The 15,114-nt window shown below is 62.8% G+C and carries 13 protein-coding genes; 6 read left to right on the top strand and 7 right to left on the bottom strand.

Annotated features, from left to right (window positions below; all coding sequences use genetic code 11):
- Nucleotides 1-45: 45 nt before the first annotated feature.
- The 6 genes from IFO71_RS17980 (at nucleotide 46) to IFO71_RS17955 (ending at nucleotide 5,414) form a co-directional block, all read left to right on the top strand.
- A complete protein-coding gene (locus tag IFO71_RS17980; protein WP_192031057.1) occupies nucleotides 46-1,779 on the top strand; it encodes a patatin-like phospholipase family protein in 1,734 nt (577 codons plus the stop codon).
- 41 nt (nucleotides 1,780-1,820) lie between these two features.
- A complete protein-coding gene (locus IFO71_RS17975; protein WP_192031056.1) occupies nucleotides 1,821-2,018 on the top strand; it encodes a hypothetical protein in 198 nt (65 codons plus the stop codon).
- 131 nt (nucleotides 2,019-2,149) lie between these two features.
- Nucleotides 2,150-3,151 carry a flagellar motor protein MotA gene (locus IFO71_RS17970; RefSeq protein ID WP_192031055.1) on the top strand — a complete coding sequence of 334 codons (1,002 nt, stop codon included), beginning with the start codon at nucleotides 2,150-2,152 and terminating at the stop codon, nucleotides 3,149-3,151.
- A gap of 111 nt (nucleotides 3,152-3,262) precedes the next feature.
- Nucleotides 3,263-4,393 carry a peptidoglycan -binding protein gene (locus tag IFO71_RS17965; RefSeq protein WP_192031054.1) on the top strand — a complete coding sequence of 377 codons (1,131 nt, stop codon included), beginning with the start codon at nucleotides 3,263-3,265 and terminating at the stop codon, nucleotides 4,391-4,393.
- A 146-nt stretch (nucleotides 4,394-4,539) separates the two neighbouring features.
- Nucleotides 4,540-4,878: a hypothetical protein gene (locus IFO71_RS17960; protein WP_192031053.1), complete on the top strand. Its 339-nt coding sequence runs from the start codon at nucleotides 4,540-4,542 to the stop codon at nucleotides 4,876-4,878.
- Nucleotides 4,879-4,913: 35 nt separating this feature from the next.
- Nucleotides 4,914-5,414, top strand: coding sequence for a DUF1993 domain-containing protein (locus tag IFO71_RS17955; protein ID WP_192031052.1), 501 nt, complete (start codon nucleotides 4,914-4,916; stop codon nucleotides 5,412-5,414).
- A gap of 253 nt (nucleotides 5,415-5,667) precedes the next feature.
- Here the strand turns inward: IFO71_RS17955 and IFO71_RS17950 are convergent, their stop codons facing one another.
- The 7 genes from IFO71_RS17950 to IFO71_RS17920 form a co-directional block, all read right to left on the bottom strand.
- Nucleotides 5,668-7,554 carry a bifunctional serine/threonine-protein kinase/formylglycine-generating enzyme family protein gene (locus IFO71_RS17950; RefSeq protein ID WP_192031051.1) on the bottom strand — a complete coding sequence of 629 codons (1,887 nt, stop codon included), beginning with the start codon at nucleotides 7,552-7,554 and terminating at the stop codon, nucleotides 5,668-5,670.
- A gap of 287 nt (nucleotides 7,555-7,841) precedes the next feature.
- Nucleotides 7,842-8,708, bottom strand: a complete 867-nt coding sequence (locus IFO71_RS17945; RefSeq protein ID WP_192031050.1) for a pirin family protein — start codon at nucleotides 8,706-8,708, stop codon at nucleotides 7,842-7,844.
- A gap of 154 nt (nucleotides 8,709-8,862) precedes the next feature.
- Nucleotides 8,863-9,441, bottom strand: a complete 579-nt coding sequence (locus IFO71_RS17940; protein WP_192031049.1) for a TMEM165/GDT1 family protein — start codon at nucleotides 9,439-9,441, stop codon at nucleotides 8,863-8,865.
- Between the two features lie 598 nt (nucleotides 9,442-10,039).
- Nucleotides 10,040-10,834, bottom strand: a complete 795-nt coding sequence (locus tag IFO71_RS17935) for a hypothetical protein (protein WP_192031048.1) — start codon at nucleotides 10,832-10,834, stop codon at nucleotides 10,040-10,042.
- Nucleotides 10,835-10,925: 91 nt separating this feature from the next.
- Nucleotides 10,926-13,175, bottom strand: coding sequence for a VIT and vWA domain-containing protein (locus tag IFO71_RS17930; RefSeq protein ID WP_192031047.1), 2,250 nt, complete (start codon nucleotides 13,173-13,175; stop codon nucleotides 10,926-10,928).
- Nucleotides 13,176-13,359: 184 nt separating this feature from the next.
- Nucleotides 13,360-13,773 carry a GNAT family N-acetyltransferase gene (locus IFO71_RS22690; protein ID WP_425502913.1) on the bottom strand — a complete coding sequence of 138 codons (414 nt, stop codon included), beginning with the start codon at nucleotides 13,771-13,773 and terminating at the stop codon, nucleotides 13,360-13,362.
- 664 nt (nucleotides 13,774-14,437) lie between these two features.
- The gene (locus IFO71_RS17920) at nucleotides 14,438-14,809 is read right to left on the bottom strand and encodes a hypothetical protein (RefSeq protein ID WP_192031045.1); all 372 of its coding nucleotides are present in this window, start codon (nucleotides 14,807-14,809) and stop codon (nucleotides 14,438-14,440) included.
- Between the last annotated feature and the right edge of the window lie 305 nt (nucleotides 14,810-15,114).

Here is a 15,114-nt window from a genome sequence, read left to right as displayed (position 1 = left end):
CTCGCTACACTGATCGCAGCTATCAGCAGGAGACCACTCCAAGCCATGGTCGGGCGCGCCGAAGTGCTACGTGAACGCGTTCTGGAGGCCCTGCGCTCGCAGCCGCTGTTCGATGGCCTCGGTGAAAGCGCCTATCGCGCCCTGGCCGATCAGATCGAGTGGTTTGCGCTGGAGGGCGGGCGCGTGCTGTTCGATCAGGACGAGGCCTCGGACGGCATGTACCTGCTGATCCACGGTCGTCTCAGCGCCAGTCGGCGCGAGGCCGACGGCCGCATTCGCCATCTTGGCACCATCGCCCAGGGTGAAACGGTCGGCGAAACCGGCTTGCTGGCCAATGAGCCGCGCAATGCCCGGGTGATCGCCATGCGCGACTGCAATCTGCTGTTCCTGCCGCGCAGTGGCTTCGAGAAACTGGCCGCCCTGCATCCCGAAGCCATGTTGCGCACGGCGCAACTGGCGCTGCGGCGCAGTTACAGCCTGCGCAAGGCAAAAACCCGCTTCACCTGCTTTGCCCTGATATCGGCCACGCCGGGTGTCGATATGATGGCGCTGGCCCAGCGTCTTGCGGCACAGCTCGACGTCGGCGATCAGACCGAGATCATCGACGCCAACAAGGCCCTGGAAAAGCCCATCGCCTGGTTCAGTGAGCGCGAGGCGGCCGCGCAGTACTTGATCTATGTCGCCGATACCAATGCCGACTGGCGCGAACGCTGCGTGCGGCAATCCGATTGCGTGCTGCTGGTGGCCGATAGCCGCCACCCGGTTCAACTGCAAACACGTCTACCCGCGCCGGCCCGCGGCCCTTCGGTGCCGGTGCATCTGTTGATGCTGAACCCGCAGCCCGCAGCACCCGGTTCCACCGGCGACTGGTTGGAGCGGCTGCCACAGGGCAGGGCGCATCACCATATCCGCAGCGACGAGGATCTGGGTCGGGTGGTGCGCCACCTCACCGGCAGCGCTACCGGTCTGGTGCTGTCCGGTGGCGGAGCGCGCGGCTTTGCCCACCTCGGCGTGATCCGCGCCCTGCGCGAGGCGGGCTGGAAATTCGACTATGTCGGCGGCACCAGCATCGGCGCCATCCTCGGCGCGGGACTGGCCGCGGGCTGGGATGATGCCACCATGCGCGATCAGTTTCGCCAGCACTTCGTCACCCGCAACCCGCTGGCCGACTGGACCTTGCCCCTGGTGTCGCTGCGCTCTGGCAAGGGCGTGGTCGATGGCCTGCGCGCCGCCTTCAACGAGCTCGAAATCGAGGATCTGCCAATCCCCTTTTTCTGCGTGTCGAGCAACCTCACCGAGGGCGATCTGGAAGTGCACGACAGCGGTCTGGTGTGGCAGGCGCTACGTGCCTCCAGCGCGATTCCGGGCGTGTTGCCGCCGCTGTTCCATGCCGGTCGGGTGCTGGTTGATGGCGGCGTGATCGACAATCTGCCGGTATCGGAGATGCGCAAACGACTCGATGGTGAGATCGTCGCCTCCGATGTCGGGGGTCAATACCGACTTAACGCAGAGATTGACGAAGCTCACCTGCCGCCGTGGTGGCAATTGCTGCCCGAGCTATTCGGCCAGCGACGTCGGCCGGGCATTGGTCAGATTCTGCTGCGTGCGGGCATGGTCAATGTAGCGGCGACAGCACAGCGCGCTCGCAAGCAGACCAAGCTGCTGCTGACCCCACCGCTGGAGGGTATCGACCTGCTCGACTGGAAGGCCTTTGACCGCGCCGAGGCGGCCGGCTATGCCTATGCCTGCGAGCAGCTCGAGGCCGCCGCTGCGGGCTGAATCAATGATCTAGCGGAATTCCGAGACTTGCGAGGTGGCCGATGTCAGACCTGTCCCGACTGAACAACGAGATCGAGCAACTCAGGCAAGGCCTTTGGCAATGCTACATCCTGGCCGGTGGCGATCCGCAGCAGTATCGGCTGCAGGATATGTCCAGCGACGATCTGGTGCCCCTGGTGATCGATTGTGTGCAGGATCTGCGCGGCTTCTTTGACGCCGCGCGACGCGACCTGCGCTGAAAGCAACCTTGCCCGAGCGCTCTGCAGGGCCGGCTTGCAACTGAGCAAAGCCTAAATCGCCACGGAACCATCTCACCCCAAGCCGGTCGGAATGGTTCACCCTGTGCCGGACCGCTGTTCAGGACGAGCCGATGAGCCAACCCATACGTGTGCTGTTTCCCATGCTGGCGATTCTCGCCGCCGTCGCGGTGTTCTGCGGCTTGATGATCGTTCCCCTGGGTCAGGCGTTCATGGCCACACCCTGGTTCAACGGTTTGATCCTGCTGGTGTTCGGCGTCGGCATCGTGGTCAACCTGCGCGGCGTGGTGCGACTGCAGAACGAAGTCCGCTGGATCGAAGCGTTCAGGCGCTCCAATCCGGAACGCAAGCAGACCGTGCAGTCACGGCTGCTGTCGCCGATGGCCAATCTGCTGTCGCAGGGCGAACGCAAGCCGCAATCGCTGTCCACCGCCTCGATGCGCTCCCTGCTCGACTCGGTCTATCTGCGACTGGAAGAGCAACGCGATCTCAGCCGCTATCTGATCGGCCTGCTGATCTTCCTCGGCCTGCTCGGCACCTTCTGGGGTCTGCTGCAGACGATCGCCTCGGTGGCCGACATCATCGCCGGCCTGTCTGCTGGCAGCGATGCGGTGGCGATGTTCGAGGCGCTGAAAACCCAGCTGCGCGAACCGCTATCTGGCATGGCCACCAGCTTCTCCACCTCGCTGTTCGGCCTGGCTGGTTCTCTGATTCTGGGCCTGCTCGATCTGTTTGCCGGCCGCGCCTCGAACCGCTTCTACTCCGAACTGGAAGATTGGTTGTCGGGCATGACCCGACTGTCGTCTGGCAGTCTCGGTGGCGAGGGCGAGACTTCGGTGCCGGCCTACGTGCAGGCCTTGTTGGAGCAGACCGCCGACGGCCTGGAGCGCATGCAGCGTGCCATCGTCGAGTCCGAGCGCGAACGCAAGGCCAGCTCCGACCAACTCAGCGAACTCAACACACAGTTGGCGCGCCTGACCGAAGCACAGACCGAACTGCGCGGCGCACTCAAGCAACTGGCGCAACAGGAAGGCGGCATGACCGAAGACCTGCGCAGCGAATTCCGCCTGCTCTCGCGTACCCTCGCAGCAGCCCTGGATGCCAAACGTGCTTAGGGCTGCAGATAGGCACTCAAGCCGGCTCACTCGCCGGGTATTCGCTGAGCCCCGCCCGCACGCCGTGACCCGCGAATCCCGAATCCCGAACCCCGAATTCCGGCCCCAAGCATGACCACTCTCGCCGCCCGCCGCCGTCGCGCCGTCGATTTCTGGCCCGGATTTGTCGATGCCCTCAGCTCCCTGCTGATGGTGCTGGTGTTCGTGCTGATGGTCTTTGCCATCGGCCAGTTCGTGCTCAGCGATGCGCTCAGTGGTCGCGACAAGGCGCTGGCGCGACTGAACGCGGAGTTGGCGCAGCTGGCCAGTGTGCTGTCGATGGAGCAGAAGGCCAAGGATCAGGCCCTGAAGCAGGTCGATGAATTGTCGGCGTCGTTGGCCAGCACCTCGGCCGAGCGCGATGCGCTGCGTCTGCGGCTGGATGAAACCAGCGCCGCCCTGACCCAGACCCAGGCCCAGCTGGAATCGAGCCAGAGCGACGTCGCTCGCCTGAGTGCCGATATCAACGCGCTGGCCGAACTGAAGCGACAGCTCGAATCCGAGATCGCCTCGCGTCTGGCCGAATTGGAGCAAACCAAGGAAAAGCTCACCGTGCAAACCGACCTGAGTGCCAAGTCGGCCGCGCAGGTGGAATTGCTCAATCGACAGATGGCCGCCCTGCGCCAGCAGCTGGACGAGATCACCGCCGCTCTGGAGTTGTCGCGAGCGCAGAACTCGGCCAAGGATCTGCAGATCGAGGATCTCGGTCGGCAGCTCAATCTGGCCCTGGCGCAGAAGGTCAATGAGCTGTCGCGGTTCCGCTCCAACTTCTTCGGCAAGCTGCGCGAGATCCTCGGCAACCGCGATGACATCACCATCGTCGGCGATCGCTTCGTGGTGCCCTCGGAGCTGCTGTTTGCCTCCGGTTCGGCCGAGCTGGGGCCGACCGCCAAGTATCAGCTCGATCGAATCGCCCAGACCCTGCGCGAAGTCACCGCCGAAATCCCTTCCGACGTGAACTGGGTGCTGCGCATTGATGGTCACACCGACAAACGGCCGATCAACACCGCGCGCTTCCCGTCCAACTGGGAACTTTCCGCTGCCCGCGCGATCGCAATAGTCAAGCATCTGGTGGCGAGCGGCATCCCCGCGCATCGGCTGGCTGCCAACGGCTTTGGTGAGTTTCAGCCGCTGGTGGAAGGCGATAGCGAGGCCGCGCTGGCCCGCAACCGACGCATCGAGATTCAACTGACCAATCGCTGAACACATGGTTTCGTGCTGCGACGAATCGTCGGGCTGCATCGTCCTGTGTGCTCAGTCAAGGTTGGCTGACCCCGCTATGACGCAGCGTCACCTGCGCGTTTGCGCTGGTTGGCGGCTGCCGAGCCCATCGAAAGAGAGCTGACACCATGTCGTGGATGTCCGGTTGCGCACTAGGTCTGGCCGTGGCCATCGTGGTCATCAACCTGCTGTATAGCGGTCTCATGGCCTGGCTGTTTCATCTGCGCGAGGGACACTGGCCGGATAGCTTTCCACTCGGTATACCGTTGATCGGTACCCTCGCCGTGCTGGCCGCCGTTGGTCTTGGCGACGGCCTGTGGCACCCGTACCTGGTCACCGCCCTGATCGTGTTCGATACCGGCGGACCGTTGGCGGCCACCCTGCATGCTGCGCAGCAGCGCCGGCGCCAGTCCCGCCGCCGCCAATCACTGGCGATTGCGCCACGCGTCCGCGAACGCCACTCTTAGCCCGTAGGGCCCCTGTCGAACTCACCGGAGACACCATGAGTCTTTACCGCCGTTCCGTTACCGTGTTCCAACACAACCTGCGTGCCCTGGACCGCATGCTCAGCCTGGCCGAGGCCAATGCCGAGGCGCGTGGTTTCGAGGCCGACAAGTTCCTGGCCGGACGGCTGGCGCCGGACATGTTTCCACTGACCCGGCAGATTCAGATCGCCTGCGATCTGGCCAAAGGCGCCAGCGCGCGACTGGCAGGCGTCGAGATTCCCAAGCACGAAGACAGCGAAACCACCCTGGCCGAATTGCATGCACGCATCGCCAAGGTGCAGGACTTCATCGCCAGCCTCGATGCCGATGCGGTGAACGCCGGCGAACAACGCCCGATCACCCTCAGCATTCAGGGCAATGAATTGAACTTTGTCGGCGCTGAGTACCTTGATACCTGGGCCCTGCCGAACTTCTACTTCCACCTGAGCACGGCGTACAACCTGCTGCGCATGCAGGGCGTGCCTTTGGGCAAGCGGGATTTTCTAGGCCGGGCGTAGTGACATCGCTTTTCTCCCTTCTCCCTGTGGAGAAGGTGCCCGGAGGGCGGATGAGGGTCCGAATACGCGAAGCTCATGCACTTGAGCAGCCATTGCCGACACCGGCAATTGCGCCTGCAAGCGAAGGCAAGCTGCGCGCCGTTGTCGTTTGACACGAGAGGTAGCAGACCTCCTTACCTGCCGCTGATCGGATCTGGCCACACATCCAACTCGAACAGGAGCCACTCATCGCAAGCGATCGCGTGTGGCGGGCTCATTCGCTCGGCGCCGGCATCTCGCGCAGCAGCACCAACACCGTGTCGGCGCCGGCCGTTGCAATCGGTTTCGATGCGCCGCTGCCATTCAGGGACAGGGCAATATGCCCTTCACACTTGGTTTCGACCTTGGGCTGCGCGCCCTTGCCGCCAAACAGCTGGCGCAGCTTGCCGACCGCGCGTTGACCGACATTGGGCGGGGTGACATGGCGCACTTCATTGCAGCTGCTGGTCCAGGCCCAGGCCTTGGCGCTAGCCACATTGCCGATCAGGGCAGCCAGCTCTTGCCGATCGGGCAGGCGGTAAGGGTGTCCGGATTCCTGGCTCAGCCAGGCGGCAAAGGCCTTGGCCTCGCCATGGCCGATGCAGCCCTGCAGACCTTGTGGAGCGCCGTTGCAGGCGCTGGTCTGGCGCCCGCGGGAGCGCTGAAACTGACCCCAGAGCAAGGGCGAAATGGCGTGTTGAGTGATGGCAACACCGGGCAGGCCGGGTTTGGGCGCTCGCGCCACGATCAGCGGCGGCCCATTCGGATCCTGCATGGCGGCGCCGGGCGCCGGCAGGCTGCGCACCTGGGCAGCCAGATCGAGCAGATGCTTGGGTGCCAGGGTCCAGCGATCGATCGCGCTGAGTGCCGATTCGGCACCGGCCGGGTCGTAGGTGTCGAGGGCGAAGCTCAGACTGGCTTCCAACAGCTTCTCAACACCTCGATTCACCTCCAGTACGCGTGGCTCGGCTTCCGCCTGCAGGGCGCCGATTGCCTGTTGCCAGCGACTCCATAACGGCAGGAATGCCTGCAGGTCACCGTGCCGGCTGGCGCTTTCGACTTCATCGGCCAACTTGTCGAGCAAATTGCCGCGCAAGACGGCGCGCTCGTCCCCGCCCAGATCGCCACTCTCGGCCGCCAGCCAGAGATCGAGCGCATTGGGCTGCGGCGGCGGCATCAGCACGCCGGACTCGATCAGCTTGCCGATCTGCTCGGAGTCACTCGGCACCGGCCACCACCAGACCAGCGCCAGCAACAGCAAGACGGCGCCACCGACCCAGGGCGTAAGTGGGTGAAGTGCGATACGCCAGAAAGGATCACGGCGGCGGCGCTGTAGTCTGAGCAAGGCCTGCCGCATGATTGCAGCATCGGCGAAGCGCTTGTTCGGGTCGACCGCCAAGGCCCGATCGATAAAGCTCTGCCAATGGCGCAACGATTTCGGCAGACGCGGAATCGGCTGCTCCCACTGCGCCAGGGCGATCGACAGGTCGTCTGGTCCATCGAACGGCATCTCGCCGGTCAGCAGCTCATAGGCCAGTACCCCCACGCTGTACAGGTCGGCCCGTGGGTCGACCTCCCAGGCCCTGGCCTGCTCCGGGCTCATGTAGCCGGTGCTGCCGATGGCCTGCCCTTCGCGGGTCAGACGCGAATGCTGCGGCAGCAGGGCGGCACCAAAATCGGCCAGCAGTGGCCGTCCCTGGCGATCAAACAGGATGTTCTCCGGCTTGATATCGCGGTGCACGATGCCGGCGGCATGCGCCTGCTGCAGCGCGTCGAGCAGGGCCAGCAGCAGCTTGATTACCCGCGCCTCGTCCACCGGTCGCTGCCAGGCGCGCAGATCGCCGCCGGCCAGCAACGGCATCACGTAATACAGCCCGCCCTCGGGCGTGCGGCCAAACTGATACAGCTCGACGATGTGCGGATGCTGCAAGCCGGCCAGGGTGCGCGCTTCGTTCTCCAGCCGCAGCAGAAACTGCTGCGAATGGCCGGGCTGCGGTTCGACCCACTTGATCGCCACCTCGCGGTCAACGCTGAGCTGGCGCGCTGAATACACCGACGCCATGCCGCCCTTGCCGAGCAAGGCGACAAACTCAAAGCCATCAATGGACGGAAACTCGCTCACTCCGTCACGGCATCCCTGGCTGCGCGCTGTCCTCAACGCCCACCGATCTCGCGCGTCGACATGGCAAGGCGGGGCGCCTCTGACCCCCTGTCAGAGAACCCTAAGTGCAGCCCAGCGGCGCCGTCAACGCTGTCGACCCGATCACAGTTCTGCCTGCCCGCCCGCAAATGCTGGATTGGCCCGGCCGAGCTACCGTCTGGCCACAGCCACGGTCGTTGGGCCCAGGGCACACCGCGCATCGCCGCGAATCGTAGGGTGGGCGTGCCGCCCACCATCCCAGGCTCGCCTCACCCCGCCAGTCGACCAAACTTGCCACTGTTGAAATCGTTGATCGCCTGCACGATTTCCTCGCGGCTATTCATCACGAATGGTCCATAGCCGACGATCGGTTCGTTCAACGGTTCGCCACTTAACACAAGGATGGTCGCATCGTTGTTGGCTTCCAGCTTGATTGACTCACCCTCGCGCGAGAAGAGCACCAGCTGCGCCTCACGAGCCAGCTGCTGATCATTCACCTGCAGCGTGCCGTGCAACACCACCAGCGCCAGGGTATGGCCCTCGGTGAAGCTGAACTCGGCTGTGCCGCCCGCCTTCAGGCGCAGATCCCAGACGTTTATCGTGGTAAAGGTGCGCGCCGGGCCGCGTTGGCCATCGAACTCACCGGCGATCACTCGCAGCGAACCGGCCTGCTGCGGCAGCTCCACCCGCGGAATATCGCCCTCCATCAGGGTCTGATAGCCCGGCGCGGTCATCTTGTCCTTAGCCGGCAAGTTCACCCAGAGCTGCACCATCTCCATCTTGCCGCCGCTGCGGGTGAAGGCTTCGGAGTGAAACTCTTCGTGTACCAGGCCAGCGCCGGCGGTCATCCACTGCACATCGCCCGGCCCGATATGACCGCCGGCGCCGGTCGAGTCACGATGATCTACCTCGCCCTGATAGACGATGGTCACCGTTTCGAATCCACGATGCGGATGCGAACCCACTCCGCGCTTCTTCGTCGCCGGCTTGAACTCGGCCGGGGCGGCGTAATCCAGCATCAGAAACGGGCTGAGCTGCTCGGCGATATTGTCGTAGGAGAACAGCGAACGCACCGGAAAACCATCACCCACCCAATGGCCCGGCGGCGCACTGCGAATCATGCTGACGCTTTTCATAACGGTTCCTTGCGCCTGCGGCGCGAAGTTCTGACTGACACCAGGGTAGTACCGCCGCGGGGTCGCGAACATGCGTCTAGCCGACTCACAGCGTTGCAGGCACGCAACAACCAAGCTGCGGGAGCCTGAATTGGTGGAGGGGGATGCTCGTCCGCTAAATTCCCAAGCTAGCGCCGACGCCGAACAAGGTCGCAATGCCCAGCGCAGCGAACACCCCTGCAGCGATGCCATGCACCAGTCGCATGGGAATACGCGCTGCCAGCCGGTCGCCAACAAAAACCGCCGGTACGTCTGCAAGCAGCATGCCAAGCGTGGTGCCGATCACTACCAGCACCGGCGCCGCATAGTGCGCCGCCAATGCCACCGTTGCAACCTGGGTCTTGTCGCCCATTTCAGCCAGGAAGAAGGTGATCAAGGTGGCACCGAACACACCAAATCGCTTGGCGGCCTGGGCCTCCTCCTCCTCGATCGCGTCTGGAATCAGGGTCCAGATCGCCATACCGATAAACGACAAGCCCAGCACCCAACGCAGCGTTTCCGCACTCAGCGTGGCGGTGATCCAGGCACCGAGTGCACCGGCTAGACCATGATTGAGCAGGGTGGCGAACAGAATGCCGAAAATGATCGGTAGCGGCTTCTTGAAGCGGGCGGCCAGCAAGAAGGCCAAGAGTTGGGTCTTGTCGCCGATTTCGGCCAGGGCGACAACGCCAGTGGATACGAGCAGAGATTCCAAGAACGCTCCAGGGCCGAACGGCGGGCTGCCCCCGCCATCGGGCGCCAAATGGTGCACCAATGCCTGCCGCGTTAACAACCCGTCGGTGCATGGTAATGACCCGACTGCCTCTTATCCCGATACGTCGGGCCCTGGCCCGACATTCCGGTGGTTCATTTTCTACTCGATCAGCAGAGCGCGGCGGCTGCGGGCATCACCACCCTGGCCAGCATCCTCGGCTCGCTCTGGTGTGGCGGAAGCTAACGCAGCCAGCGCACGCCCGATCTCGCTGGACGACAAGGCGGTGTACCTGCGCTATGGATTGAACATCAGCCGCACGATTCCTCTTGTTGAGATCACCGCTGCAAAAAACGCTTGGTTGGAAAGACTGGGACGCCTGCGGCCACACCAAGATAGCGGGCTGTGGTGGTGTGAATGTGCAGCTGGATCTGAGCACGAACGAATCGGTTCAGATCGGCGTCGACGACCCGAATGGCTTCGTCTCCGAACTTGGTCGACGATTGACTTCATCCTCGCGCTGATAAAGTGTTAAGCGCTGCACGACCGACCGCCGAGCGGGCGCATCACCGCCGCGCCCGCTGGATGCATGCATTGAGCTTCAGCCGCGGTCACCGATCGCGCTCACCGGCTGTGCCTCGCTGGTCATTACCGTAGCGCTGCCCAACAGTTTGCACCCGCTTTCCGATCGCTCAATACGCCAGCGCAGCTGACCAGGCGCCAAGCCGAAATCGCTGAGGGTCGTCCGCACCGCTGCGCTGCGAGCGATTCCGCCGGCCGCTTGCTCTCGGCATTGTTCGGCAGCGACCGCGACCTCAAGCTTGACCGGAATCCTGGTCCAGCCGTCAGCTTCGCCTGAAACGCCACCGGTTTCCGATGGCCAGCGGTGCACTTTCGCCTGGTATGGGCGCACCCGCCGCTCCGTGCGATTGTCGTACGGAGCGGTGTGCGCAACGAACTCGACGAGGCCGCTACTTGCTTCCGTGCGGTTCTCGTCGGTGCCGAACAGCAAACGCGAGTACACCTGCATCAGGTCCGTCCGGCGGCCAAGCCCGCAGGACTCGAGTACCAGCGTCGAACGGTGGTCGACGATGCCAGCAGGCAGAGGCGGAAAGGCGCGCGACTCTATCAGGGTGCGCAGCTCAGATGCGCGGGGCACTTCGCCGCTGGCTTCGAAGACCGGCAAGGACAAACCCGACCATTGCGATCCGTGGACAACCAGCACAATTCGACGCCACGGCTGAGCGCCTTGCGCGTTGGCTTCGACCAAGCGCTCGCGTACCTCCGCCCAGCTGCGGGCGGAGGTCACCATCAGATCGCCGGCGTTCAGTCTGGCCGCAAAATAGCGCGTTGCAGCGGTGTAAAAGCCGGGCCGTCCGGACGAATCCTCGCCCAAGATGAAGACTGCGTCACGGCTCTGTCCGGACGCATGACTGTACTCGCCGCAGACCAACGCTGCCGCGAACAGGGCTCGAAGCCAAAGGCGCTTAGCCACGTGCGGGAAGCACGGCCTGCGCGAGAAGATCGGCCGGGTAGTCGGAGAAACCTCGCGGAGTCAGCAGCACAGCGTACCTGCCGAAGGCGATCAGTACGCTGTCACCCAGCAGGCGGTATTCGGCCAGCTCAGGGCAGAGCAGCAGCAGCTGCTGCCATGCCTGGCTGTCGGGTCGAACACGCAGAACAACCTGATCGCCGAACGCCTCGTCAGTCCACACGCCATCCCGTAGGACGAAACTACGAGCCGCCACCAGTGTCCGATCCGATGCGGGGCTAGAGACCAGCGCCGGCGCCGCGGCACTCGCCGCAAGCGAGAGGCTCTGCACGACGTGGTGCCCGACGCCCTTGGCCACCGCTGGTTGCTCGACCCGTACGGATTCGCCGTCGTTGCGAATCCGCTCGTCGATGGCGACGAATGATGTGTAGGGCGTCAGCAGCGAATAGTCGAGAGCCAGTTTGGTGATCTCGGCGGAATGATCGATCGCATCACTGCGCTGATATCCGCTCCACCAGCCGTTGCCCGCTTGCTCGTCCAAAAGACCTTGAATCCGCTCACGGCCCCACATCTGGCGCAGTGCGTGCAGCGACGGGTCCGCGTTACCCGGGTCGAGGGTCAGTTCCTGCCGATACTCGCTGCGACCCGAAGTACCGCTGACGGAAACGGTGCCAGGCTGGCTTCCACGAAAGCGACCGACGACCACGACCGGGCGCTCTGCCAGCAGATCCGGCACTTGCAGGGGCTCCAGGTCGAAGATGTCGACGCCGCTGGCCTCCAATTTAATATCGGTCAACACGGGCCGGTCGATGTACTGGCGCAGCCGTGTCGCTACCTGTTTGCCCTCACCAAGCTCGCCCACGATAAAGGGCTCTCCTGCGCCGGCCCGCGCCAGCAGGCGGATGACCGCCGATTCCACCGAAGGCCCAATTCCAAACGCGAATGTGTTGGCCTGGTCCAATCGGCTGCGGATTGCGCTGAAGGCTGCGCCACCGGCGGAAATTGCGCCATCGGTCACGATGATGATCGAGCGCGAGAAGCCGGGTGAACTCGGCAACCGGTACGCCGTTTCGAGAGCCGACACCAATTCCGTGCCGCCACCGGCATTGCTGGCGCCGATGAAATCCCGCGCACGCTGGACATTTTCCGGCGTGGCCGCAACCGATCGATTCTCGGCGAACACGTCCGAGCCGCCGGAAAAAAGCAATAGATTGAACACATCGGTTGGGCGCAACGAGCTGACGAGATCCCCTAACAGATCCTTGGTGATCTCCAGAGGTTTGCCCACCATTGAGCCGGAAACATCAATGACGAAGATGAACTCGCGCGGCACGACGATGGCCGCGTCGACTTGCTGCGGCGGTTCGGCGAGCAGCAGGAAGTAGCCACCATCGCCCTCGCGGAAACTCATCAGCCCGGACTCGATGCGCTCGCCGGCATAGCGAAAACGCAGCCGATAGTCGCGTTTCCCGGCATCCCTTTGCGCATCGTCATCCAGTGTGACCAAGGCTTCGTGCGCGGACGGTTGTTCGACATCGACATCGTGGCTCGGACTGCCGACCTCACCGAGCGGCAGCGCGCCCACCAGACGGGCGCTGATATTGAAGGCGAAATCGCTGACTTTTGAGTCCGTGCTCGTTGGCGTGCGGATCGCCTTGTCACCCGCCTGCGTGAACCGCTCACCTACCGTGTTTGGATAGAAGAACTCGTATACGCCGCGAGTGGGTACCAGCAATTCGGTGTAGCGAAGTTCAACCTCGATGCGGTCGCCGGGCAGCACGTTCGCTATGCTCATGCGGAAGATACTGGGATCCAGCTGCTCGAGCAGGCTCGCGGTTTTTCCCTGCGTTTGCGCTTCCTCGTACTCGGCCCGGGCGACCGCTTTCTCGCGGATAGCGGCACGGATGACCCTGTCGCCGATGCGCATCTGCAGGGCCTGGATCGCTGCGCGATCCGAACCCGGGAAGACGTAGACGGCTTCGATCGGAAGCTCCCCTCGGTTTTCGAACACCTGCGTCACGCGGACGTCTGCAATCACACCGGCTATCGCCACGTCGACGCTGGTCATCACCAAGGGCAATTGCTCGACCGAACCATCGGTTGAAACCAGATAAGGCGCCGAACCATGATCTGCAGCCGCAGAGCCCCAGCTCAATAGCAGAGAAACCAGAAGGAGGGTTGAAAGACCTCGCATTTGCAGGCCGTTGAGATGAAGTCGGCAGAGTTTAGCGGCCAACCCGGACAATTCGTAAACAGAATCAGCCCGTAGGCCTTGGCCCGCCAACAAAGCCTGGACGCCTTTCGAACCCCCAATTCCGCGGCCTCCGCGCAGCGCACCCGTGGCGCTTGGGTGTGCAACATGTCGGGCCAGGGCCCGACCTACGGCAACGCCGGACTTTACCGGCCCGAAGGCCCGCTTGAACGATTGGTTAGCTGCCAATGCGTTGCTGCGTGGCTGGCAGGGCGCCACGAACCAAGAGAGATACCGGCTCAGGATACTGATCGTTGCACCACGCCACCTTCCTGGCGATTGGCTCGGGCACAGCGATCCCTGGATCTACGGGCAGGAAGCCAAACGACACATAGAACGATCGAAGATGAGCAAATGGAATGCAGAAGAGCTGAGCATGCTGGCAGCGGCTGAGCAGAAAGTCGACCAGCTTGGTCGCCACGGAGCGACCGCGAAACTCGGGCAGCACAAACATGCCTCCCAACTCACCCACACCCGATGTGATCGGGACGACACGACCAACGCCAGCCTTGCAGCCATCAGCCTCCGCTATCGCGATCAGCTCCGACGCAGCGGACGGCGCAAACCCAACTGACGCATAGCATGAATTCACCCAGGCAAGTTCACCGGGTTGTGATTCGCGAACGTGAAGCACGATGAACCTCGGATTTGGCGGCCAACGCCGTATTGAGCTGCCAATCAGAAAACACCATGACTTCTCCCAACGGTCAGCTCGAATACGTAGTTAGCAGCCAGACGCGGACGGCACCGGCTGCCTGGCAATGGACTCAGTTGATTTTGCCGATTCAACTCGAACGACCCATCCGCGGTGATTGCAGTCAATGGCGGTGAACAGCCCTGAGACCCGGAACGTCCCCTCGCCGCTGAATGCGAGAAGGCGTGCGCTAAGTAAATCATCGCGGGTTGACTTCGGTAAGAGAGCCTCCAAGAGAAATTCAGGATTCTCAACGACGAGTTGCTCAGGGAAATCGCCGGCTACCACCGGAAAGCTGGACCTGGCCTCTCTTGAAACAATGAGACGTGCGGAGAGCGAGGTTGGCTCTCCGTCAATTAGCGGCCGCTCCAACACAAATTGCCCCTCGAACGAGATGGCCCCAGTGAAACGAACGACATCGCCGCTCTCTTGACCCAGCTCGGAAACTTGGAGCGGCGAGCTCTTTGGTAGCTCAATCGAGTCTGCTGCAATTGCACTGCAAAAAGAGCCTATAGAGCACATCAGTATGCAAAGACGTTTCATCATGGCTGCTAACGCATCGTTAGGTTTCAGCCCGAGAGCGCAGCTTAGCCAACCGGATAACCGTGAAGGCGACTGCCTCGAACAGAAGGTAGAAGAGCCCAATCATAGACAGGAAAAGCCAGCCGCCGGCGCGATTTCCACTGCAGTGATAGCCCAGCAAGCACTTGACCACTTTAAATGTGGGCTCGACGGATAGCCCAATTGCAAGGATAGCCGAGAGTAATAGCATCACAAATGCCGCTTTACCGTTGGGCCCGTCGGACAGCAAGCAGAGATTCCTTTGCAGGAGAGTCCAAGATCGAAGCGGCAATAGCGTGATGCCGACCAGGCCGAACGCGCCAGCAACGTAAATGGCGGCGATGGCAAAAGAGCACTGCGACGAACCGTCCATTGCTACCTAACGCTGCATTGGAGCGCTTTCCAGCACACGAACCCGCTCCCATAGGGCTGAAACCGAATTGGAGCCTTCGCAGTGCTTCAGAATGCCACGCACGCGCTGAAGAACACGTTTCCTAAACACGCCTGCTTCGACCAGAGCCAATGCAGACTCAGCGAATTCAATGCTCTGCTCAGGCCCCCCGTGCCAATGTAATGCGAGACAGTTACCTCTTCTAAATTACTGAAGGTAGTCTGCTGTCATGAGAAACAAGAATCCCATTTCCGAGAGCCCCAAATCGGCCATGTCGTCTGCGACTT

Source organism: Pseudomarimonas arenosa (genome assembly GCF_014841215.1).
GTDB classification, from domain to species: Bacteria; Pseudomonadota; Gammaproteobacteria; order Xanthomonadales; family Xanthomonadaceae; genus Pseudomarimonas; species Pseudomarimonas arenosa.
Note: the sequence above shows the minus strand (reverse complement) of the source record. Positions and strands in the feature narration are given on the sequence as shown.

Excerpts from the sequence above, each read along its gene's own strand:
- IFO71_RS17965 (WP_192031054.1), top strand. The coding sequence starts at position 3,263 with ATGACCACTCTCGCCGCCCGCCGCCGTCGCGCCGTCGATTTCTGGCCC.
- IFO71_RS17980 (WP_192031057.1), top strand. The coding sequence starts at position 46 with ATGGTCGGGCGCGCCGAAGTGCTACGTGAACGCGTTCTGGAGGCCCTG.
- IFO71_RS17955 (WP_192031052.1), top strand. The coding sequence starts at position 4,914 with ATGAGTCTTTACCGCCGTTCCGTTACCGTGTTCCAACACAACCTGCGT.
- IFO71_RS17945 (WP_192031050.1), bottom strand. The coding sequence starts at position 8,708 with ATGAAAAGCGTCAGCATGATTCGCAGTGCGCCGCCGGGCCATTGGGTG.
- IFO71_RS17975 (WP_192031056.1), top strand. The coding sequence starts at position 1,821 with ATGTCAGACCTGTCCCGACTGAACAACGAGATCGAGCAACTCAGGCAA.
- IFO71_RS17970 (WP_192031055.1), top strand. The coding sequence starts at position 2,150 with ATGAGCCAACCCATACGTGTGCTGTTTCCCATGCTGGCGATTCTCGCC.
- IFO71_RS17960 (WP_192031053.1), top strand. The coding sequence starts at position 4,540 with ATGTCGTGGATGTCCGGTTGCGCACTAGGTCTGGCCGTGGCCATCGTG.
- IFO71_RS17920 (WP_192031045.1), bottom strand. The coding sequence starts at position 14,809 with ATGGACGGTTCGTCGCAGTGCTCTTTTGCCATCGCCGCCATTTACGTT.